General features: G+C 67.9%; 20 protein-coding genes. 8 read left to right on the plus strand and 12 right to left on the minus strand.

Features of this window, described 5'->3' with window-relative positions; genetic code table 11:
* The first annotated feature begins 2 nt into the window (after positions 1–2).
* Positions 3–626, plus strand: a complete 624-nt coding sequence (locus tag ACXN5S_RS09725; RefSeq protein ID WP_458605233.1) for a hypothetical protein — start codon at positions 3–5, stop codon at positions 624–626.
* Positions 627–665: 39 nt separating this feature from the next.
* Here ACXN5S_RS09725 and ACXN5S_RS09730 read toward each other — a convergent pair whose 3' ends face one another.
* The 8 genes from ACXN5S_RS09730 to ACXN5S_RS09765 form a co-directional block, all read right to left on the minus strand.
* Positions 666–2,213, minus strand: coding sequence for a DHA2 family efflux MFS transporter permease subunit (locus ACXN5S_RS09730; RefSeq protein WP_458605234.1), 1,548 nt, complete (start codon positions 2,211–2,213; stop codon positions 666–668).
* On the minus strand, positions 2,210–3,214 hold the full coding sequence (locus ACXN5S_RS09735) for an HlyD family secretion protein (RefSeq protein WP_458605235.1): 1,005 nt from the start codon (positions 3,212–3,214) through the stop codon (positions 2,210–2,212). The genes ACXN5S_RS09730 and ACXN5S_RS09735 overlap by 4 nt, the downstream gene beginning before the upstream one ends.
* Before the next feature lie 65 nt (positions 3,215–3,279).
* Positions 3,280–3,429, minus strand: a complete 150-nt coding sequence (locus ACXN5S_RS09740; protein WP_458605236.1) for a DUF3096 domain-containing protein — start codon at positions 3,427–3,429, stop codon at positions 3,280–3,282.
* A complete protein-coding gene (locus tag ACXN5S_RS09745) occupies positions 3,426–3,950 on the minus strand; it encodes a DUF1269 domain-containing protein (protein WP_458605237.1) in 525 nt (174 codons plus the stop codon). Before ACXN5S_RS09745 ends, ACXN5S_RS09740 begins: the two co-directional genes overlap by 4 nt.
* 31 nt (positions 3,951–3,981) lie before the next feature.
* Entirely contained in the window at positions 3,982–4,251 is a 270-nt protein-coding gene (locus ACXN5S_RS09750) for a 3-ketoacyl-ACP reductase (protein ID WP_458605238.1), read from the minus strand.
* A gap of 25 nt (positions 4,252–4,276) precedes the next feature.
* Positions 4,277–5,059 carry a 3-hydroxybutyrate dehydrogenase gene (locus ACXN5S_RS09755; RefSeq protein WP_458605239.1) on the minus strand — a complete coding sequence of 261 codons (783 nt, stop codon included), beginning with the start codon at positions 5,057–5,059 and terminating at the stop codon, positions 4,277–4,279.
* A gap of 31 nt (positions 5,060–5,090) precedes the next feature.
* Positions 5,091–5,828: an acetoacetate decarboxylase gene (locus ACXN5S_RS09760; protein WP_458605240.1), complete on the minus strand. Its 738-nt coding sequence runs from the start codon at positions 5,826–5,828 to the stop codon at positions 5,091–5,093.
* 12 nt (positions 5,829–5,840) lie between these two features.
* Positions 5,841–6,947, minus strand: a complete 1,107-nt coding sequence (locus ACXN5S_RS09765) for a DUF3734 domain-containing protein (RefSeq protein WP_458605241.1) — start codon at positions 6,945–6,947, stop codon at positions 5,841–5,843.
* 375 nt (positions 6,948–7,322) lie between these two features.
* Between ACXN5S_RS09765 and ACXN5S_RS09770 the strand changes: the two genes are divergently transcribed.
* From ACXN5S_RS09770 to ACXN5S_RS09790, 5 genes are all read left to right on the plus strand, one after another.
* Positions 7,323–8,207, plus strand: a complete 885-nt coding sequence (locus tag ACXN5S_RS09770) for a mechanosensitive ion channel family protein (protein ID WP_458605242.1) — start codon at positions 7,323–7,325, stop codon at positions 8,205–8,207.
* An 81-nt stretch (positions 8,208–8,288) separates the two neighbouring features.
* Positions 8,289–9,296, plus strand: coding sequence for a tRNA dihydrouridine(20/20a) synthase DusA (gene dusA / locus ACXN5S_RS09775; RefSeq protein WP_458605243.1), 1,008 nt, complete (start codon positions 8,289–8,291; stop codon positions 9,294–9,296).
* 64 nt (positions 9,297–9,360) lie between these two features.
* A complete protein-coding gene (locus ACXN5S_RS09780; RefSeq protein WP_458605244.1) occupies positions 9,361–10,176 on the plus strand; it encodes a sulfite exporter TauE/SafE family protein in 816 nt (271 codons plus the stop codon).
* A 78-nt stretch (positions 10,177–10,254) separates the two neighbouring features.
* The gene (locus ACXN5S_RS09785; protein ID WP_458605245.1) at positions 10,255–10,758 is read left to right on the plus strand and encodes a DUF2937 family protein; all 504 of its coding nucleotides are present in this window, start codon (positions 10,255–10,257) and stop codon (positions 10,756–10,758) included.
* Positions 10,759–10,837: 79 nt separating this feature from the next.
* Positions 10,838–11,539, plus strand: coding sequence for a ThuA domain-containing protein (locus ACXN5S_RS09790; protein ID WP_458605246.1), 702 nt, complete (start codon positions 10,838–10,840; stop codon positions 11,537–11,539).
* Positions 11,540–11,646: 107 nt separating this feature from the next.
* On the opposite strand, the gene trpE is transcribed toward ACXN5S_RS09790, so the two are convergent.
* From trpE to ACXN5S_RS09805, 3 genes are all read right to left on the minus strand, one after another.
* Positions 11,647–13,155, minus strand: a complete 1,509-nt coding sequence (trpE, locus tag ACXN5S_RS09795; RefSeq protein ID WP_458605247.1) for an anthranilate synthase component I — start codon at positions 13,153–13,155, stop codon at positions 11,647–11,649.
* A gap of 7 nt (positions 13,156–13,162) precedes the next feature.
* Entirely contained in the window at positions 13,163–14,998 is a 1,836-nt protein-coding gene (locus tag ACXN5S_RS09800; protein ID WP_458605248.1) for a peptidylprolyl isomerase, read from the minus strand.
* A 365-nt stretch (positions 14,999–15,363) separates the two neighbouring features.
* Positions 15,364–16,533 (minus strand): aminotransferase, encoded by a 1,170-nt coding sequence (locus ACXN5S_RS09805; RefSeq protein WP_458605249.1) that lies wholly within the window; start codon positions 16,531–16,533, stop codon positions 15,364–15,366.
* Positions 16,534–16,849: 316 nt separating this feature from the next.
* Here ACXN5S_RS09805 and ACXN5S_RS09810 point away from each other — a divergent pair, with 316 nt between their 5' ends.
* The gene (locus ACXN5S_RS09810; RefSeq protein ID WP_458605250.1) at positions 16,850–18,025 is read left to right on the plus strand and encodes an RsmB/NOP family class I SAM-dependent RNA methyltransferase; all 1,176 of its coding nucleotides are present in this window, start codon (positions 16,850–16,852) and stop codon (positions 18,023–18,025) included.
* A 226-nt stretch (positions 18,026–18,251) separates the two neighbouring features.
* Entirely contained in the window at positions 18,252–20,486 is a 2,235-nt protein-coding gene (locus ACXN5S_RS09815; RefSeq protein WP_458605251.1) for an ATP-binding protein, read from the plus strand.
* 36 nt (positions 20,487–20,522) lie between these two features.
* Here ACXN5S_RS09815 and ACXN5S_RS09820 read toward each other — a convergent pair whose 3' ends face one another.
* Complete coding sequence (locus ACXN5S_RS09820; RefSeq protein WP_458605252.1) at positions 20,523–21,497, minus strand: glucokinase; 975 nt, start codon at positions 21,495–21,497, stop codon at positions 20,523–20,525.
* Positions 21,498–21,506: the final 9 nt, after the last annotated feature.

The following is a 21,506-nucleotide window of genomic DNA, read 5'->3' on the forward strand; positions in this document are numbered from 1 at the left end:
GTGTGCCGTTCACCCTGTCGTTTCTCGGGGTGATGCTGGTGACAAACTCCCTCGCCGGGACGTTCTCGGGGGAGATCGATCCGGCGGTGCTGGCGGCCTGGGGCGTCAGCGCAGAGGCGTTGCGGAGCGGCGATCTGCTGAGGTTCGTGACCGCCACCTTCCTGTCGCACGACCTGCCGATGCTGCTGCGGCAGCTTATCTTCGCGGGCGTGGTGCTGGGAATGGCGGAATGGCGGTGGGGGAGCTGGCGGACGGCCGCGCTGTTCTTCGGGATCGACCTGACGTCGACGCTGCTGCTTCTGAGCATCGTGCTGCTGATCCCTGGCCTCAACCACCTGGTGGCGGTTACCGATGTCGGCATGTCATTGGGTGGCTTCGGCCTGATCGGGGTGCTCGTGGCGTCGCGGCGGAATGCGGTGCTCTGGCTGGTCGCGATCCTTGGGCTGGTGACGGTGAAGTTCTACGCCGCGCCGGAACCGCTTGCGGATGGCGGACATGTCATAGCCCTGATGCTTGGGGTCTTCGTCGGGATATTCCGGAGGCGCGTCCCGGCCAGGGGGCGTCAGACAGGCGCCGCCTCAGGGCGCGATGACCGTCATGCACGGCAAGAGGACGTGCCGCGCTGACGTCTCGCGCCCCTCTCAGAATCCCCACCTAGCCAGCCCTCAGTGCGACATCGCAGGAGAGGCCTTCCCGCTGCTCGGGCGCTGAAGGAAAAACACCACCGGCAGCATCAGGAACGCCGCCACACCGGTCAGCCAGAACGCATCCTGAAACGCCAGAAGGCTCGCCTGTTGCTGGATCAGCCTGGCAATCTGTGCTGCGCCCTGAACCGAGTTCGGCTCCAGCCCGAGGGGCGCCAGATAGCCGCGCGCGGCGGCGTCGAAGGGTGTGATCCCAGATGCCAGCGTGGCATAGTGAAACTGCATCCGGCTGGCGACCTGCCAGCCGACCAGCGCGATGCCTACCGACGAGCCGAGCGAGCGGGTCACGCCGTAGATACCCGAGGCTTCGTCCTGCCGGTCGGGCCCGATGTTCTGGAACGCCAGCGTCGACATCGGCACGAAGAACAGCCCCATGCCAAGGCCCGACACGACGCCCGGCCAGGCGAGGTTCCAGAAGCCCGCATCGAGGTTGAGCTGCCCCAGCAGCACGTTGCCCGTGCCGGTCAGCACAAGGCCCAGAGCCAGCAGCTTGCGGGGGTCGAAGCGGGTGACGAGCACCGAACCGGTGAGCACCATCGAGAGGCCCCCCGCGATACCGCGCGGGATGAAGAGCCTGCCGGCGTCGAGCACGGGGTATCCGAGCAAGCCCTGAACGAAGAGCGGCAGGATCGCGATGGAGCCGAACATGGCCACGCCGAAGCCGAGGATCGCCACATTCGCGCCCGCGAAGCTGCGGTCGCGGAAGAGCGAGAAGTCGATGATGTTGTCGGCCTTGCCGATGCCCCGGGCGACGAAGGCCACGCCGCCGACCACCATCGTGACCGCTGCGATCTGGATCAGGTGCGAGGCAAACCAGTCGCGGCTTTCGCCGAGGTCGAGCATCAGTTGCAGGGCGCCGATGGCCGCGATCATCAGCCCCAGGCCGACCCAATCGACCTTGATGCGCCTGGTATCCTCTGACTTCAGCTCACCCGTCATCATGGTCAGCGCGAAGGCGGCGATGGGCAGGTTCACGTAAAACACTGCGCGCCACGAGAAATACTCGGTGAGGAGCGCCCCGACGGTCGGGCCTAGAACCGGCGCCACGACGACGCCGAGGCCGAAGAAGGCCATGGCCTGGCCGCGTTTCTCCTTGGGGAAGCTGTCGAAGAGGATCGACTGCGACAGGGGGATCAGGAAGGCGCCGAAGATGCCTTGCCCGAGCCGGCAGGCGACCATGATCTCCACGCTCCAGGACAGGCCGCAGAGCATCGAGAAGGTGGCGAAGCCGATGATGGCCGAGATGATCAGCCGCCGCCGCCCGACCATCCGCACGAAGAAGCCGGTCAGCGGCATGACTACGACCGACGCCACGATGTAGCTGGTCAGGATCCACACCGTCTGGTCGTTGGTGATGCCGAAGGCGGCCTGGATCTGCGGCAGCGCCACGTTGACGATGGTGCTGTCGAGCACCTCCAGCACCGCCGTCAGCACCACGGCCAGCACGATGGTCCAGCGCACGGCCTGGGCAGGGCTGGAGGGGGCAGGGGTGTCGGCGGCGACGCTCATTGCCCGTCATCCAGCCCCGAGGTGTCGACGGTTACGCTGGCGCTGGCGCCGACGCGCAGCTGCATCGCTTCATCCTCCGGGCGGCTGTCGAGGCTTATCCGCACCGGAAAGCGCTGCGTAACCTTCACCCAGTTGCCGCTCGCGTTCTGCGGTGGCAGCAGCGAGAAGACGGCGCCCGAGCCGGCCCCGAGGCTGTCGATGCTGCCATCGAGCGTCAGGCCCGGATACATGTCGATATCGATACTCACCGGCTGGCCGGGGCGCAGGCGGGCAAGGTCGGTTTCCTTGAAATTGGCGTCGATCCACCAATCGCCATCCTCAACCAGCGAGAACAGCGGCATGTTCGGCGACACCAGCGCGCCCGGGACAAGATCGAGGTTCGCGACCCAGCCCGAAACGGGCGCCGTCACCTCTGCCCGGGCGAGGTTGGTCTGCGCCAGGGTCAGCTGCGCCTCGGCCGCGCGCACCTGAGGATTGTCGTTGCCCTGCGGCCCGGTGCGTTCGCGGGCGGCCGCCAGAGTTGCTTGCGCGGTGTCGAGGCCGGCCTGCGCCTGATCGCGTGCCGTGGTGGCCTGATCGAGCGCCGCCTGAGCCACGTCGCCCTGGTTGAACAGCGTCTGGGTGCGCTGGAAGGCGTCTTGCGCCTGGGCGAGCGCGGCCTGGGCGCTGTCGACCTGAGCGGCGGCAGAAGACAGGTCGGTCGTCGCCGCGCTGGCCTGTTGAACGGCGGCATCGTAGCTTGCCTGGGCGGCCTGCACAGAGGCCTGCAGATCGCCGGTGTCGATCTGAAACAGCAGATCGCCCGCCTCGACATGCTGGTTCTCCGACACGGCAACGGTGGCGACCTTGCCGGGCACCTGCGGCGCAATCGTCAGCACATTGGCCTTGAGATAGGCGTCATCCGTCGAGGGATGGACCTTTTCGTGCTGCCACCACAGCCACATGCCGAATGCGATGGCGGCCACGGCGGCGACGAGGATGAGGAGCTTGAGGTGTTTCATGACAGACCCAGGATAGGCGAGGGCGGACCCCGATCATGGGATCCGCAGCGGGTTGCGTGGGGCGCTCAGGCGCCGAAGAGATGCGGGAACAATCCGGCCAGCCCGAAGAGGATCAGGTAGGCGGCGATCACGTAGTTCAGGACCCTCGGGAAGATCAGGATCAGAACCCCCGCGATCAGCGCCAGCAGCGGCTGGACGACGACGAAGCCGGTCATGCCTGTTCCGGCGCCGCGGCGGCGACTTCCTCTTTGTGGGCCTCATCGAAAGCGCGGCGCAGGTGGTTTTCGGAATCGGTATCGAGGTTGGTGCGCAGCACCGTGCCCCCATGCTCGCCAAGCCGGTTGATGACCCGGTCGGAGGCTTCGGTGCGCACCATCATGAACAGCGCCGCCTGGCCCGGTTTCAGAACGCCCGCGACGTCCTTCATGAAGTCGTCGTTGATGCCATAGTCAGTCAGCGCGCCCGAAAGCGCCCCGGCTCCGGCGCCGACGGCGACGCCCAGGAGCGGGTTGAAGAACAGCATACCCACCAGAAGGCCCCAAAAGGCCCCGCCGGCGGCGCCGACCGTCCAGACGTTGAGCATCTGGTTGAGCTTGATATTGCCGCTGTCTTCGGTGACGGCGACGACCGCGTCGGCGACATCGACGAGGTATTCCTTCGCCATGGTCATGAGCGCGTCGCGGGCCTCTTCGGCCTTGTCGGGTGTGTCGTACCCGATGACGATCAGTTCAGACATGTCGGTCTCCTTTTCAGTCTTTGCTTGAGTTTCAGTTCGACGAGACGTGGCTCGTGTCGATGCTATCGAGCCAGAGCTGCACCGAGCGTTCGAGGTCGCCGACGTGGTGGCCATGCGCCTCTTCTTCGGCGGCCTCGCTGTTCAGCCGCGCCTGCAGATGGCGGTAGCGCTCGCGCAGCTCCTTCGCCGTCAGATGCGTGGAATCCTGGTGCAGATGCGCCTCTTTGCGCAGCCGCTCTTCGGCGGCCTGAAGCTTGTGCCCGAGCGCCTGCATGCGGGCGTGAAGCGATGCGTTTTCCATGGCGTGTCTCCTCTTCGGGGTGGGGTCAGTTCATGTACCAGCCGTGGCTGACGACCAGCGACTGGCCGGTGAGCGCGTTGGTGGGGAAGGCGGCGAAGACATGGGCCACTTCGGCCACGTCCTCGATCGTCGTGAACTCCTGGTCGACCGTCTCGCCCAGCATGATCTTGTTCACGACCTCCTCTTCCGAGATGCCGAGGTCGCGCGCCTGTTCGGGGATCTGCTTTTCCACCAGCGGCGTCTTCACGAAGCCGGGGCAGATCACATTGGCGCGGATGCCGTGCTTGGCGCCTTCCTTAGAGATCACGCGGGCTAGGCCCAGAAGGCCGTGCTTGGCGGTGACGTAGGCCGATTTCAGCGGGCTCGCTTCCTTGGAATGGACAGAGCCCATGAAGATGATCGAGCCCGATCCGGCCTTCTGCATGTGCGGGATGACGGCCTTGGAGGTGAGGAAGGCGCCGTCCAGGTGGATCGAAAGCAGCTTCTTCCAATCGTCGAAGGGGAAATCCTCGATCGGATGCACGATCTGCACGCCGGCGTTCGAGACCAGCACGTCGATCTTGCCCCATTTGGCGATGACCTTGGCGACACCGTCGTTGACCTGCGCCTCGTCGGTGACGTTCATCTCGACGGCCATGGCCTCGCCCGGCCCTGCGGCGTTCAGCTCGTCGGCGGCCTTCTGGGCGGCGTCGAGCTTGAGGTCGGCGATAACGACCTTAGCGCCGTCGGCAACGAAGCGTTGCGCGATTCCGTGCCCGATGCCACTGGCGGCCCCGGTGATGATGCAGACTTTGTCTTTCAGATTCATGGTCTTGCTCCTTGTCGGAATGGATGGGGGGTCAGGCGAGGTAGTCATGAACGACGTCGCCCAGGCCCAGCGTCAGATCGGTCAGCAGATGCACGGCAGAGGCCACTTCGCGCACCGGAAGCTCAGCCACGGGCGCCAGCGCATGGGCGTGCAGCTCAAGCGCGGCGGGGCCCTCCCAGGCGCCTTTCAGGGTCACGTCGATGGTGTGGTAGCGAACGAGCTCGCAGATGCGAGGCGTGCAATCGACATGCGGTATGACTTTCAGCATGAAGTTCGGCGCGTCGAAGCCCTTCAGCACCTTGTCGTGGTCGAGCTCGCGGTGCTTGTAGCCCATCGTGCCGGTCGCCACGCGGACCGAGCCCACGTCGAGCGTGCCGACGAGCGTGTCCTTCTCGACGCGCAGCAACGGGTCGGCCAGCTTCTTGGGGAAGCCCCAGATCTCGCGCCCGCCGGCGATGGGCGCGTCGTCGTTGAGGAACATCGAGTGCACGTAGCCGCCGGCCACGCCGTTCAGCGTCACCGGGATCACCTGGCCGCTTTCGGTGTAGTCGCCAAAGCCCGTCGAATCCGGCATGCGGATGAACTCGTACTTCACCAGCGGCTCGGGGATCTCCAGCGGCTCCGGCACGACGCGGCGCAAAGCCTCCATGTCGGTCCGGTAGGTGATGGTGAGAAACTCGCGATTGACGAACTTGTACGGCCCCTTGGGGTAGGACGGGCTGGTGACCGGCATCGCGAAGGCGGTGGAGATGAGATCGGCTTGGTTCATGGTCAGAACTCCTTATTTTCCGCGTGTTGCAAGATCGAAGACCTGCAGGCCGTCTGTCCCGACGACGCGCGATGTCCATGAGGGGTGAGTAAGGGTGCGCTGCACGTCATGGCGACCGGCGGCCCAATGGTCGGCCATCGACTGGCGGGAGAATTCGTAATCCTTGCCGGTGCCCTCGAACCCCTCCTTGCGGTGGATCAGATGAACCAGCGTCACGGGGCAGGAGGGGCCGGCTGCGCGCAGAAGGGCCAGGTCTTCGTCGTCTTGCAGCTCTGCGGGCAGTTTGGCGGCCAGCCGCTCGGTGGCGGCGTGAAGGGCGTGCAATTCGCGGTAGCGGTCGGTGGTCAGGCGGGTCCGGCTGGAGTAGCGGATGTCCTTCTCGCGCTGCTGCACCTCCAGAACGTCCACGGGCACGGGGCCCCTGGCATTGAAGAGGTCGATCTGCAGCACACAGAGCGGCTGATCGCCTTCCGCCTGCTCCATCACGTATTGCAGAGGCGTGTTGGAGACGAGCCCGCCGTCCCAGTAGAACCGCCCGTCGATTTCGACAGGAGGGAAGCCCGGGGGCAGGGCGCCGCTTGCCATGATGTGCCGCACGTCGATGCGGGTGGTGCGGGTGTCGAAATAGACGAAGTTTCCGGTTTCGACATCGGTCGCCCCGATGCACAGGCGCGGGCCGCTGTCGTTAAGCAGATCGAAATCCACCAGCTCGGTCAGCGTCGCCGCGAGGGGGGCGGTGTCGTAGATGCTGAGCGCCGGGTGACGGCCGAAGGGCCAGACCGAAAGGGGCAGCCGCGGCCGGAAGAAGCCCGGCGCCCCGGCCATCATTACCTCGGCGGCGGCGAATTCGGAATAGGCGTGGCGTCCGGCAAGTGTCCACGCCGTTGCCATCGACGGCAGGGTCGCGGTGATCCTGTCCCAGAACGCCTTGAGGGCCGAGGCGCGATCCGCTTCGACATTGCCGCAGATGAGCGCCGCGTTGATCGCACCGATCGAAATGCCGGCAACCCAGTCGAAGGCGAACCCGGCCTCGTCGAGCGCGAGAAACGCCCCGGCCTGGTAGGCGCCGAGTGCGCCGCCACCTTGAAGGACCAGTGCATTCAGCTCGGTGGGGGGCATCGTCGTCGTTCCTTCCAGCAACCGCTTCGTGGCGTCGAGGAACAGATAGGAACGCAGTCCTGCGCGAGCTTTTCTGCAAGCTTACATTTGAGACAGGTTTGCCAAGTTATTGTTTGGAGGCGAAAAATCTGCAGTTTTGAGCGATAGGATCGCGGCGCTCGGGGGGGCAGAGACTGGTTTCCGCAGCGCGACCCTCATTGGTGTAGATGTCCGACGCAGAGCCGCCGATCTGCTGTCAAAGTCACATTTGCCCAGCATGGCAGAGGCCAAGCCTGCCCCGACCGCCAATACGCCCTTTGTGGGATTTGCAATCGTGACAAGGTCGCCCGGCGGCAGTAGGCCCACGCGCACTCATGGGGCGTTCCGGAGGGCGCGATGACCTGGAAAGACGTGCAGGGCTGGGCGACACATCTGCATCCCGACACATGGACGGGCGCGATGATCATCCTCGTGCTCTTCATCCTGGCCGGACTTCTGCTGTCGCGCCTGCTCCGGCACGCGATCCGCCTGATCGTCGAGCGGGACCATGACAACCGGCTCGACAGGATGTCTGTCTCGTTCCTGTCGAAAGTGGCGAGCGCCTTCGTGTGGATCCTCATGGTGATGTTCTACGCCCACATGATCCCGGCGCTCGACCGGTTTGCGACGGCCCTGCTGGCGAGTGTGTCGGTCGCCTCCATCGTCTTCGGCCTGGCCGCGCAATCGACGTTGTCGAACTTCGTGGCGGGCTTCAGCCTGATCTTCTATCGCCCGTTCCGGCTTGGCGACAAACTGCAGATCAGCGCGCCGACCGGGGTTGAAACCGGCACGGTGGAAGACGTGTCGCTCGGCTACACGGTCTTGAAAACCTACGACAATCGCCGGGTCATCATCTCTAACGCGTCGATCTCGAACACGACGATGGTCAACCTCTCCGCCCGCGAGCTCCGCACGATGGCGATGATCCCGATCTCGGTCGGCTACGATGTCGACATCGACGCGGCCCGCGCCCTAATCCTCGAGATCGCGTCGGCTCTTCCGGATATCGAAGAGATCGTCGGCTGCCCCGTCACCAACCTCGGCGGCTCGAGCGTCGATTTCAGTCTTCGTGTCTGGTGTGCGGATGCCGGCGTAGCGGCGGGCATCAAGAACACCGTGCTGGAAGCCGTGAAGAAGCGCTTTGATGCGGCCGGCATCGAGATCCCCTACGCCTACCAGAACATCCAGATCACGAAGCTCCCGGACGGGTTTTCTCAGGGAGAGCGCACCGAGACTGAGTGACGGAGGAGCCCCCCGTGCGAAGCGGGGCAAGGTGGGATACAGTGATCCAACCGCGCCCGAAGCCAACAGTGCCCACGAGACATGACGCTAGATCAGAACGCCAAACTCTCCGTCGCCCCCATGATGGACTGGACAGACCGTCACTGCCGCGCACTGCACCGGCATCTCTCGGCGCGCGCGCTGCTCTATACCGAGATGGTGACGGCCGAGGCTGTGATACACGGCGACCGCGACCGGCTGATCGGCTTCGATGCCTTTGAGCAGCCCGTCGCGCTGCAGCTCGGCGGCTCTGCCCCGGAAAAGCTGGCCGAGGCGGCGCGGATCGGGGCCGACTGGGGCTATCCCGAGATCAACCTCAACTGCGGCTGCCCGTCCGACAGGGTGCAATCCGGCGCCTTCGGGGCGGTGCTGATGAAGAGCCCCGATCTCGTCGCCGATTGTGCCGCTGCCATGATCGCCGCCGCGCCCGGCGCCGAGATCACCGTCAAATGCCGTATCGGCGTGGATGAACAGGTCCCGCGCGAGGTGCTGCCCGCCTTTCTGGAGAAGGTCGCCGCCGCCGGGGTGAGCCGCTTCACCATCCATGCCCGCAAGGCCTGGCTGGAGGGGCTGAGCCCCAAGCAGAACCGCGATGTGCCGCCGCTCGACTACGAGCTGGTCGACGAGATGAAGCGCGCCTTCCCGCATCTGCACCTGTCGCTCAACGGCGGCGTCGCCACGCTGGACGAGGCCGAGGCGGCGCTGGCACGCGGGCTCGACGGGGTGATGATCGGGCGGGCCGCCTATCACAGCCCGGCGGAGATCCTCGCCAGCGCCGATGCGCGCATCTGGGGGCAGGGCACGCCGCGCCCCCCTCATGAGGCCGCCGTCGCCGCCGTGCATGCCATGCTGCCCTATATCGAGGCGCATCTCGCCGCGGGCGGGCGGCTGCATCAGGTCACCCGTCACATGCTCGGCCTCTTCCAGGGCCAGCCCGGCGCGCGGGCCTGGCGGCGCGTCCTCTCCGAAGGGGCGAGCCGCGAGGGCGCCGGAGTGGCACTCGTCGAGCAGGCGCTGGCGCGCGTGGCGCCCGAGGCGGTGGCCGCCTGAGCGAGGCCCGGGCTGGACGTCGGCGCCACTTCTGGCCAAATGGCGGGGCAACAAAGGGGCGCACATGGATATCGGGCTGCTTATCGCCATGGGGGCGCTGCTCCTCGCCATCGGGGCCTTCGCGGGGGTGCTGGCAGGGCTGCTGGGGGTCGGCGGCGGCATCGTGCTGGTGCCGGCCTTCTTCTACGCCTTCTCGGCTCTGGGCTATGGCTCGGAGGAGCTGATGCAGGTCTGCCTCGGCACCTCGCTCGCCACAATCATCGTCACTTCGATCCGCTCGGTCCTGTCGCACAACAAGCGCGGCGCGGTGGATTGGGGCGTGCTGCGCGGCTGGGCGCCCGGCATCGTCATCGGTGCGCTCATCGGTGGGCTGATCGCCGCCTCGCTGCGCACGGTGGCGCTGCAGATGATCTTCGGCGTGCTCGCGATGATCGTGGCGCTCTACATGGTGTTCGGGCGCAGCTCGTGGCGGCTGGGCGAGGGGATGCCCACGGGCCCGGCGCGCTGGGCGCTCTCGCCGCTGATCGGCTTCCTCTCCGTGCTCATGGGCATCGGCGGCGGCTCGTTTGGCGTGCCGACGATGACGCTCTACGGCATGCCGATCCACCGCGCCGTCGCCACCGCCTCGGGCTTCGGCCTGCTGATCGCCGTGCCCTCCGTCGCCGTCTTCCTGTTCAACGACGTGGCCGCGCCGCCGCCCTACACGCTCGGCGCCATCAACCTGCCGGCCTTCGCGCTGACCATCGCCACCACGCTGATCACCACGCCCTTCGGCGCGGCTCTGGCCCACAAGACCGATGCGGCCCGGCTGAAGCGCATCTTCGGCGTCTTTCTGTTCCTCGTTGCGGCGAACATGCTGCGCAAAGCCGCCGGTCTTTAGGCCGGGGCTTGCAGGGCCCGGGGCATCGGCGCCATCGTGGCCCGGGCACCCGAAGCGGGAGAGCAGGCGATGCTGCGAATGATCTATCTTGCGGGCGGCCTGGCCGGTGCCATCGGCCTGTCGCAATTCCCTGAATTCTCGCAGCAATATCTGCAGCGCCTCGCGGGGCAGGTGGATGCGCTCAGCCTCGTCGTCGCCGATTTCGACCAATCGGCGGAAGAGGCGGGCCTGACTCGCGCAGAGGCGATGGAGGAGTACCGCGGCACGCCCTTCCTCGACGGCCGCCATGCCGACATGGAGGCGACCTTCGCCCGCTACGAGCGCCTCTCGGGCAACCTCGCGCTCTTGCGCGCCGCCACGCCGCTGGAACGGCTGGCCATGCCGCACCGCTTCGCCGACCGCGAGCTGCTGGAGGATACGTTCGAGGATTACGCCCCCGCCGTGCCCACCACCACGGCCGGTGCCATCTCGGCCGGTATCGGCTATGCGCTCGGCTGGCTGCTGCTGGCGGGGCTTGCGACGCTGGTGCTCTGGCCCGTTCGCCGCCGGCGCGGGGCCTCCTCCCGCCGACAGCGCGCCTGACCTCACCCGGAGCGTGCCAGCCCCTTGCGCCGCCCGCGGCGGCCTCTAGAGTATTGTCTGACAATTTGGGGGGAGCCACATGAAAGCACTGATCACCTGGGGCGGCTGGGAAGGGCACGAGCCCGACAAGGTGGCCGAACTCTGTCGTGGCATCCTGGCGGAGGCGGGGGGCGAGGTCACCGTGACCGACAGCCTGGCCTGCTTCGACCAGGGCGAGGCGCTGAAGGACTACGACCTGATCGTGCCGGTCTGGACGATGTCTGAGCTGTCGAAAGAGGCCGCGCAGAACGTCTCCGAGGCCGTCGCCCGCGGCACGGGGCTGGCCGGCTGCCATGGCGGCATGTGCGATGCCTTCCGGGCCAACGTGCTCTGGCAATTCATGACCGGTGGCAACTGGGTGGCGCATCCGGGCGGCGACGGGGTGCAGTACCGGGTGAGGATGACGGGCGATCATGAGCTGACGGCGGGCATCGAGGATTTCGATGTCGAGTCAGAGCAGTATTACCTGCACACAGATCCGGCGAACCATGTGCTCGCCGTCACCGATTTCCCGACGGTGAACTGGTATCACGCCGCCAATGGCCCGGTGGAGATGCCGGTGGCCTGGATCAAGCGCTGGGGGCATGGCCGCGTCTATTACAACGCGCTCGGCCACAAGGCCTCTGTCATTGCCGAGGGGCCGGCCTTCGAGATGATGAAGCGGGGCCTTCTCTGGGCGGCAGCCGGCAAGGCGGAGGCCGGCTCTGTGGAGAGCTGGCAAGCCGCGGGCAACCACTACTGACGGGCAGGGCGGCGGAAACCATACGGTTTCCGCCCGCGATTTCCATATGGAAATCGAAACGGAAATCGCGCGATTTCCGTGCACGATTTTCGCGCGAAAATCGCCGCCTAGCGGTTACCGGAGCTGTCGAACTTAGCCGCTTCTTCCGCTGCCCGGCGGATGGCGTTCGACTTGTGCACTGTCTCCATATACTCGGCCTCGGGGTCGCTGTCGTAGACGACCCCGCCGCCGGCCTGGATGTAGAGCACCTCGTCCTTCAGGATCGCGGTGCGCAGCGCGATGCACATGTCCATGTCGCCATTGGCACTGAAGTACCCCACGCCGCCGCCATAGACGCCGCGCTTCTCCGGCTCCAGCTCGTCGATGATCTCCATCGCCCGCACCTTGGGGGCGCCGGAGACGGTGCCCGCCGGCATGCCCGCGAAGAAGGCGGAGAGCGCGTCCTGATCCTCGGCCAGCTCGCCCACGACGTTGGAGACGATGTGCATCACGTGGGAATAGCGCTCGACGATGAACTCCTCCGTCGGATGCACCGTGCCGATCTTCGCCACGCGTCCCATGTCGTTGCGGCCGAGGTCGAGCAGCATCAGATGTTCCGCCAGCTCCTTCTCGTCGGCCATCAGGCTCGCCTCGTTGGCCTTGTCGGCCTCGGGCGTGGCGCCGCGCGGGCGGGTGCCGGCGATGGGGCGAATGGTGATCTCGCGCCCGAAGACCCGCACGAGGATCTCAGGCGAGGCGCCGATCACCTGGAAGCCGCCGAAATGGAAGTAGAACATGAACGGCGAAGGATTGGTGCGCCGCAGGCTGCGGTAGAGCGCGAAGGGCGGCTCGCGGAATTCCTGCGCCCAGCGTTGCGAGGGCACGACCTGGAAGATGTCGCCGGCGCGGATGTATTCTTTGGCCTGCTCGACGGCGGCCTTGTAGGCCTCGGGCGTGAAGTTCGATTGCGGCTCGGCTGGGGGGTGCCCCTCGGCGTAGCTGCGGCTTTCGGTGGCCACGGGCCGGTCGAGCGCGGCGCGGGCGTCGGCCACGCGCTCGGCGGCCTGGGCGTAGGCGGCGCGGGCACTCAGCCCTGAGTTTGCCCAGGCGGGCGCCACGAGAATGACATCGCCCTTCACCCCGTCGAGCACCGCCATGACAGAGGGTCGCAGCATCAGCGCGTCGGGCAGGCCGAGCGGGTCGGGGTTCACATTTGGCAGGCGCTCGACCAGCCGGATCATGTCGTAGCCGAGGTAGCCGAAGAGCCCGGCGGAGGCGGCGGGCAGCCCCTCGGGCAGGTCGATGCGGCTCTCGGTCAGTACCGCGCGCAGGGCCGTCAGCGGGTCCTCCGCCATCTCCTCAAAGGCCGCCTCGTCATAGCGGGCGGCGCGGTTGATGCGGGCCTTGTCGCCCCGGCATTCCCAGACGAGATCGGGGTTCATCCCGATGATCGAATAGCGCCCCCGCACCTCGCCCCCGGTGACGCTTTCCAGCAGGAAGGCGTTCTTGCCGGCGCCGTTGAGGCGCAGCATCAGCGAGACGGGCGTGTCGAGATCCGCCGGCAGGCGCATCCAGACGACCTGGTTCTCCCCCGCCTCGAACCCTCGTGCGAAATTGTCGTAGGCGGGTTCTAGCATCGGGGTGTCACTGGAAGTTGGCGTTGAGCTGCGCAATGACCGACTGGTCGATCGTGACCTCGGTGCGCATCTGCACGGCGGCGTTGAACGCTGCGTTGATGTCCTGCGAGATCGAGGCCTGCATCCGCTCGGTCACGCTGCCCACCTCGGCGCTGAAGGCGGTCTCTTCCGGGTCGGGCTCGGAGATGGAATCGAGGCGCAGGATGACAACGCCATCGTCGGCGGCGAGCGGTTCGACACCGCCGGGCGACATGGTGAAGAGCAGGTCGACAAAGCCTTCGGGCGCATCGGCAAGGAAGTCGCGGCGCGTCAGCCCAGACGTGGTGGTGGGCTGCAGGCCGACCTCTTCGAAGCTCGATCCGGCGAGGATCTGCCCGGCGACCGTGCCGGCCTCTTCGGCCAGCGCGTCGGCGCGCTGCTCGGTGGCCCAGTCGGTGCGCACGGCGCCGGCCACGTCTTCATAGGGGCGCAGCTCGGGCGGGATGATTTCTTGCAGGTTCAGCGCGAAGAGCCCGCCATCCTCCAGCTCGAGGATCTCGGGATAGGCGCCTTCCTCGGCAGCCGCGGCAGCGTCGCGGAAGGCGCTGTAGGCGGCGATGCCGCTGCTCTCGCCGGCATACCAGAGGATCTCGCCCTCCTGCATCTCGCTGTTGGCGGCCAGATCGGAGATGCTGGCGCCGCCGGCAACGAGGTCGCTCAGGCGTTCGCGCTCCTGATCGATGACGCGGCGGGCGCGCGCGGCGGCCAGCTCCTGGCGCAGCACCGGCGTCGCCTCTTCGAAGCTGGTCTCTTGCGCCGACAGCACGGCATTGAGGCGGAAGAGGGCGGGACCGAGGCTTGTCTCGACCGGGCCGATCACGTCGCCGGCGCCCGCGGCGAAGACGGGGTCGCCCGCGGCGCCGAGATCATCGGGGCCGACATCGCCCAGATCGACATCATCAAGCTCGAGCCCACGGGCCGAGACCTCTTCGTCATAGGTGGTCGAGCCTTCGTCGATGCGGGCGCGGGCGGCGGTGGCGGCCTCTTCCGTCGGGAAGACGAGCCGTTCCACGAGCCGGCGCTCGGGTTGTACGAATTCGTCGATGCGCTGGTCATAGAGGTCGCGCAGGGCGCCTTCGTCGACCTCGACGGTGTCGACCAGCATGTCGGGCGTGATCCAGGCGTAATCGATGCGCCGGCGCTCGGGCCAGGAATAGCGGTCGGGATGGGCGTTGTAATAATCCGTGAGGTCGCTCTCGGTGGGCTCGGGCAGGCTGACCGAGCTGGCCGGCACCGTGGCCCAGGTCACATTGCGCCGCTCCAAGAGCCAGTTGGCGATATTGTCGCCATAGGTCTTGGGCGCGGCGACACCGCCGTAGACGGCGGCCTGCAGCAGGGTGCGGGCCATGTCGTCGCGCAGGCTCTGCTCGAACTCTTCCTCGTCGAGGTTGTTGCGGGCGAGCGTGTCGCGATAGGCCTCACGGTCGAAGCTGCCGGAGAGGTCCTGGAAAGCGGGTACGGCGCGCACCTCTTCGGCCACCCGATCGTCGGGGGCGGAGATGCCGAGCTCGGCGGCCTCGTTGTCGAGCACACTCTGGGTGACGACCTGGCTCAGGACCATCTGGTCGAGGCCGAATTGCTGGGCCTGCGCGAAGGAGATGTTGGTGCCGAGCTGCGCCGAGAAGCTCTGCAACTGCTCGTTGAGGGCCGAGGTATAGTCGGCCACCGTGATCGGCTTGTCGCCGGCCATGCCGACGCGGCTGACCCGGCTTGAGAAGCTCGCCCCGCCAAAGCCCATCAGACCCACAATGAGCAGGCCGAGGATGCCGTAGAGGACGATATTGCCGCCTTTGCGCTTGGCCATGCGTGGCTCCCTTCACCCCGCGCCCCTCCCGGCACGGCCCGCCCTGCATAGGCAAGGGGCGGGGACGCTGCAAGCGGGGAAGGGGGTGGGGGAGATGGTGGGGAGGTAGGGAATGCGGGGAGGGCCGTTCGTGTAGCTCGGTGGAAAGTTGCCGCTCCTCTCGCCTCCCGGAATCAGGCCGAAGGCGCCGGGCGAGCGCCTGCCCGTCCCGGCGGGCTGGCGCTCTAGCTGTCGTATGCGCTGAGCTGGCCGCGAGGAGGGGCGTTGCGGTCATAAACCGCGGCAGCGGAAAGGGCAGGGCGCCACCCCACGGGCAGGCGCTCGCCTGGCCCCTGTTCCGCGGGCTGTGACGGTGGGCTAGGCCACTACCCGGCAAATCCCTCAAGTCGCTCGAACAGCCGGCCCACGCCCGGCACGTCGAGATTGGCGAAGGCGATGCGCAGCTGCCGGGCGGCCTGGGGGTGCCCCTCTGGCATGAACATCGTCCCCGGCAACAGGAGTACGCCGGCCTCCTTCGCCAGTCGCGGCGCCAGCTCGTTCGACGGCACATCGAAGGGATGCGCCACATAGGCGAAATAGGCGCCGCAGCCGAGCAGCTCCCAGCCCTTCTCAGCCAGCCGGGGGAAGCCATCCACGATGGCCTGGCGGCGCGCCAGCACCTCGACCCGCTCGCCGGCGAGCCATTGCGCGAGGTTGCGCATGCCCCAGAGCGCCGCCTTCTGGCCGAGCTGGGCGGGGCAGATGGTGACCGTGTCGAGATATTTCTCCACCTCGGCCAGAAGTTGCGAGGAGGCGATCATCGCCCCCACGCGGTGCCCCGTGAGCCGGTAGGCCTTGGAGAAGGAATAGAGATGCACCAGCGTCTCGCGCCAGTCCGGCCCGGCGAACAGGTCATGCGGCGCGCCGGGGGCGGAATGGAAATCGCGGTATGTCTCGTCCACGATCAGCCTGATGCCGCGCGCCTTCGCGAGCTCGAAGAAATCGCGCATCACCTCGCGCGGATATTCCACCCCCGAGGGGTTGTTCGGCGTGATCAGCATGATGGCGCGCGTGCGCGGCGTGATGAGCCGGGCGGCCTCCTCGACGTCCGGAATCAGCCCCGGGCCGGGGCCGAGCGGCACCGTGCGGATGCCGGCCATGTCATTGGCCATCTTGTGGTTGAAGTACCAAGGCAGCGGCAGGATCACCTCGTCACCCTCGGAGCAGAGCGCCGCTATGGCCGCGGTATAGGCCTCGTTGCAGCCCGAGGTGATGGCCACCTGCCGCGGCGCGATCTGGCCGCCGTAGTGGTTGGAGCTCTGGATCGCCACTTCGGCGCGCAGATCGTTTAGCCCGAGGACCGGACCGTAGAGATGGCTGGTGGGATCGTTCAGCACGAAATCAGCCATCGCCTCGAGCATCGGCGGCGGCGGCGGCGCCACGGGGGCGGCCTGGCTGACGTTGATGAGCGGCGGCTCGGCGGGCAGGCCCTCGGCCCAGCGGCGCGCCTCCATCACCGGGGGCGCGAAGGTCTGGGCGGTGCGGGAGGTCGTCATGAAGGGGCTCCGGTGGGTGCGGGGCGAGGATGCGGCGGCGGGGCGGCGCGGTCAATGCGGGGACGGCGCGGGGTGGAGAGGTCGGAGGGGGCATTCTGCCCCCGCCCTCCGGGCCCCCCTGAGGATTTTTGGTAGCAAAGACGAGGGGAAGGGGTGGCGGGCCGCGCTCGGCCGGGATCGGGGGAGGGCCTGAGGCAGGCGGGGTGACGAGGCGCGTTTGTGGGGGCGCGTTTGTGGGGGCGCGGTTGTGGCGGCGCGGTTGTGGGGGCGGGGAGGGCTGGGGTAGAGGGGCGGGATCCTTGCCAGGAGATGCCCCATGACCCCCGGCGCCCGTATCGCTGCCGCCATCGAGATCCTCGACGCTGTCCTCGGGGGGGCGCCCGCCGAGCGCGAGCTGACGCGCTGGGCCAGGGGCGCGCGCTATGCCGGTTCGGGCGACCGGGCGGCGGTGCGCGACCATGTCTTCGATGCACTGCGCTGCCGCCGCTCCGCCGCCTGGGCCGGCGGGCCCGAGGCGGCGCCCGAGACCGGGCGGGCGCTGATGCTGGGGCTGCTGCGGCTCGCCGGAGAGGACCCGGCGCCGCTGTTCACTGGAGAGGGCCACGACGCCGACCCGCTGGCGCCGGAGGAGGCGGGGCGCCCGCTGGAGGAGGCGCCGCCGCAGGTGCGGGCCGATTGCCCGGATTGGATCTGGCCACGCCTCGGCCCGGAGGCGGAAGCGCTGATGGCGGCGCAACGCGCGCGGGCGCCGGTGTTCCTGCGCGTGAACCCGCAGAAGGCATCGCCGGACGCGGCCATCGCCGCGCTGGCGGAGGCGGGGGTGCGCGCCGAGCCTCTGGCTGCCGTGGCCAACGCGCTGCGGGTGATGGAGGGCGCCCGGCGAGTGGCCGGCTCTTCCGCCTACCGCGACGGGCTGGTCGAGCTGCAGGACGCCGCCTCGCAGGCCGCCGTGCTGCGCCTGCCGCTGGCCGATGGGCAGCGCGTGCTCGACTATTGCGCCGGCGGCGGCGGCAAGACGCTGGCGATGGGGGCGCGCGCCCGGCTGGAGCTGACGGCGCATGATGCCGAGCCGGGGCGCATGGCCGATCTGCCCCCCCGCGCCGCGCGCGCCGGGCTGCGCGTGACGCTGGCGGAGAGCCGGGCCGGGCTTGCGCCGCCCTATGACCTTGTCCTCGTCGATGCGCCCTGCTCGGGCTCGGGCACCTGGCGGCGGGCGCCAGAGGCGAAATGGCGGCTGACCGAGGCAAGGCTCGCCGAGCTGACGGCGCTGCAGAGCACCATCCTGGCCGAGGCGGCGCCCCTCGTCGCGCCCGGCGGGTACCTGGCCTATGCGACCTGTTCGGTGCTGGAGGAGGAGAACGGCGCGCGTATCGCAGACTTCCTCGCTGCGCACCCGGGCTGGCGCGCCGAACCGTCCTGGCAGCATCGCCCCGGGCCAGAAGGCGACGGCTTTTTCCTGACACTCTTGACGCAGGGGCCGGGGCCGCGTTGAGCTGACGCAGGGCCTGCCCCACCGCCGAACCGGCCCAAAACCGCCATAACCGGGCCATCATCGGCCAGTGTAAACGCGCCATTAAGCATTTTCATGTGGGTAGGGTGCGAGACGAGTGAAGGACATGTTGGTGCGCTTGGCTGAACAGAGCAAGAGCCCGCCCCCGTCCGAGCCGAGGGCGGCAGAGGGCAGGGGCACGGGGCGGCAGCGGATCGGTTTGGCTCTGATGGTGGCCGGGATCGGTGCTCTGGTGGCGGCCTATTTCTATCTCGCCGGCCCTCAGGCCATCTGGGCCATCTTCGCAGCCGGCGGGCTCTTTGCCGCGGCGCTGCTCGTCTCTGCTGACGGGCTCCTGCGGCGGCGGGCCGAGGGGCGCATGGTCGCCATGCTGTCGGAGGCGTTCGAGGGCGATGAGAGCGCCATGATGGTGGCCGATGCCTCGGGCCGCGTGCTTTCGGCCAATATCCAGGCCCGCGCCCGCCATACCGGCGGCGAAACGCTGGGCCATCTCAGCGACATCTTCGACGAGCTCCTCGCCTCGTCGGGCGAGCTGCTGGAGCAGATGCAGGAACGGGCCGAGCAGCTGGGCGGCGCCCGCGAACAGATCGTCACGCGCCGCGACCACCTGAAGGTCACCGCCAGCCGGCTCGGCCGCAGCGTCTTTCTCTGGCGGCTGGAGGATGTCACCGCCAGCCAGCCCCGCGGGCCGGAGGCTGTGAGCCTGCCGATGCTCACCGCCACCGCCTCGGGCACGATCCTCTTCATGAACGAGGCGGCGCGTAAACTCGCCGGTGGCCGGGTGCGCCGGCTGGAGGCCCTGTTCGACGATCTGCCCATCACCTCGGGCCGCATGCATATGGTGCGCGCGGCGGGCGGCCCCTTCTCTTGCCTCGTGGCCGAGGTGGCTGGCGCCGCTGGGCGCAGCGAGATCTACCTGCTGCCCGGCCAGTCGGCCGAGGGCGAGCGCCGCGGCGCCGATTGGGAGGCGGTGGAGGCTCTGCCGGTGCCGCTCGTCAAGGTTTCGCGCGACGGCATGGTGCTCGCCTCGACCCGTGAGGCGCGCGAGCTGCTGCCGGTGCCCATCGGCCCGCAGACCCGCCTCAGCGATCTGGTCGACGGGCTCGGCCGGCCGGTGATCGACTGGGTGGATGAGGTGTTCGAGGGCCGCGCGCCGCAGGGGCCGCAGTTCCTGCGCAGCACCGGCGGCGGCGACGAAACCTTCCTGCAGGTCTCGCTCAACCTCTCCGGCGGCGAGGACGAGCCCTATATCGTGGCGGCGCTCAGCGACGTCACCGAACTTGAGACGCTGAAGGAGCAGTTCAACCAGAGCCAGAAGATGCAGGCCATCGGCCAGCTCGCCGGCGGCGTGGCGCATGATTTCAACAACCTGCTCACTGCCATCTCGGGCCATTGCGACCTGCTGCTGCTCAAGCACGATCAGGGCGACGGCGATTACGCCGATCTCATTCAGATCCATCAGAACGCCAATCGCGCCGCCGCGCTCGTCAGCCAGCTTCTGGCCTTCAGCCGCAAGCAGAACCTGATGCCCGAGGTGATCGACCTGCGCGATACGCTGTCGGACCTTGGCCATCTGCTCGGCCGGCTCGTGGGCGAAAAGGTGACGCTCAGCGTCAACCATGACCCCGATCTGCGCGCCATCCGTGCCGACCGGCGCCAGCTTGAACAGGTTCTGATGAACCTGGTTGTCAACGCCCGCGATGCCATGCCGAAGGGCGGCGAGATCCGGGTGGAGACGGAGAACAAGGTGCTGAAGGCGCCGCTCTCGCGCGACCGCGCCACGGTGACGCCCGGCGAATGGGTGGTGATCCGCGTGATCGACGAGGGCACCGGCATCGCCCCCGACAAGACCACCAAGATTTTCGAGCCGTTCTTCACCACCAAGCGCCCGGGCGAGGGCACAGGCCTTGGCCTCTCCACCGCCTATGGCATCGTCAAGCAGACGGGCGGGTTCATCTTCGTCGACAGCGCGCTGGGGGAGGGCACGACCTTCTCGATCTGGCTGCCGGCCCACCGTGCCAGCGGTGCCGCCGCGCCCGCCCCGCTGCCCGACAGGGCGGCCATGGCGGAGCGGTCGCAATCGGGCGTGGTGCTGCTGGTGGAAGATGAAGCGCCGGTGCGCGCCTTTGCCGGTAGGGCACTGCGGCTGCGCGGCTATACGGTGCTCGAGGCTGACAGCGCCGAGGCGGCGCTCGACATCCTCAACGACCCCGATCTCGTGGTGGATATCTTCGTCACCGACGTCATCATGCCCGGCAAGGACGGGCCGACCTGGGTGCGCGAGGCGCTGAAATCGCGGCCCGAGACGCGCGTCGTCTTCGTCTCCGGCTATGCCGAAGACAGCTTCGCCGAGCACAAGGCGCTGATCCCCGGTTCTGTCTTCCTGCCCAAGCCCTTCTCGCTCGCCGAGCTTACGACGAAGGTGCAGCAGCAGCTGCAATAGCGGCGCGAGCCGGCCCGTCAGGGCCGGAGAGGGGCGCTAGTCGGACAGGTGCATCAGATGGGCGGCGCAGCCGGTGAGGGCGGCGAAGTCGTCCTCGACCACTGCCACGCCGAAATTGCTCATGAAGCCGGCGAAGCGGCCCTTGTCGCGGAAGGCCTCGCCGAAATCGAAGCGGGTCAGATAGGGCGCGATGGCCCGCGCCATGCCGCCGACGAAATAGACCCCGCCGAAGGGCAGCTGGATCAGCGCCAGATTGCCCGCGACGATGCCCAGCATCCGCGTGAACAGCGCCGCGGCCTCGGCAGCGCGCGCGTCGTTGCCATCCTCAAGCTCCGCCATGATGCGGTGGCCCTTCCACTCGCGCGGATCGCCCGCCTCTTCGCCGAGCCAGGCATAAACGCGCTCCAGCCCGCGGCCCGAGAGCACATCCTCCACCGCCGGAAAACCATGCGCGGTGGCGACGTAATCGCAGAGGCGCAGGTCGGCCTCCGTCTGCACCGGCAGGTTCACGTGGCCACTTTCCGAGGGCGGCACGACGCGGCCCTTCTCCGTCTCCAGCACCATCGCGGCGTTGAAGCCGGTGCCGACGCCGATCACCAGCTTAGCCGCATGGTCGCTTGCCGGTGGGAAGGGCAGGATCTGTCGCAGATTCTCCTCGGGCAGATGGCCGATGGCATGGCCCTGCGCCTGCAGGTCATTAAGGATCGAGGTCACCTCGGCCTTCGTCGCCCGGGCCAGCACCTGCTTGTCGATCGACCAGTCGAGATTGGTCATCGTCGCCCGCCCGTCGCGTACGGGGCCGGCGACGGCGACACAGGCGGCGCGGGTATCGACGCCGTCCTCATCTTCCACGAATTGCTTCAGCACGCTTTCCAGACCCGGAAACTGCGTGTTGTCGTAGCGGCGCACCGTGTCTGAAAGGATGCGCCGCCCGTCGGCCAGCGCGACGCGGGTGTTGGTGCCGCCGATATCGGCGACAAGCGAATAGCGGTTCGGGGGATGCTTCGACATGGGGTCCTC

The organism is Pseudoroseicyclus sp. H15 (assembly GCF_054353345.1).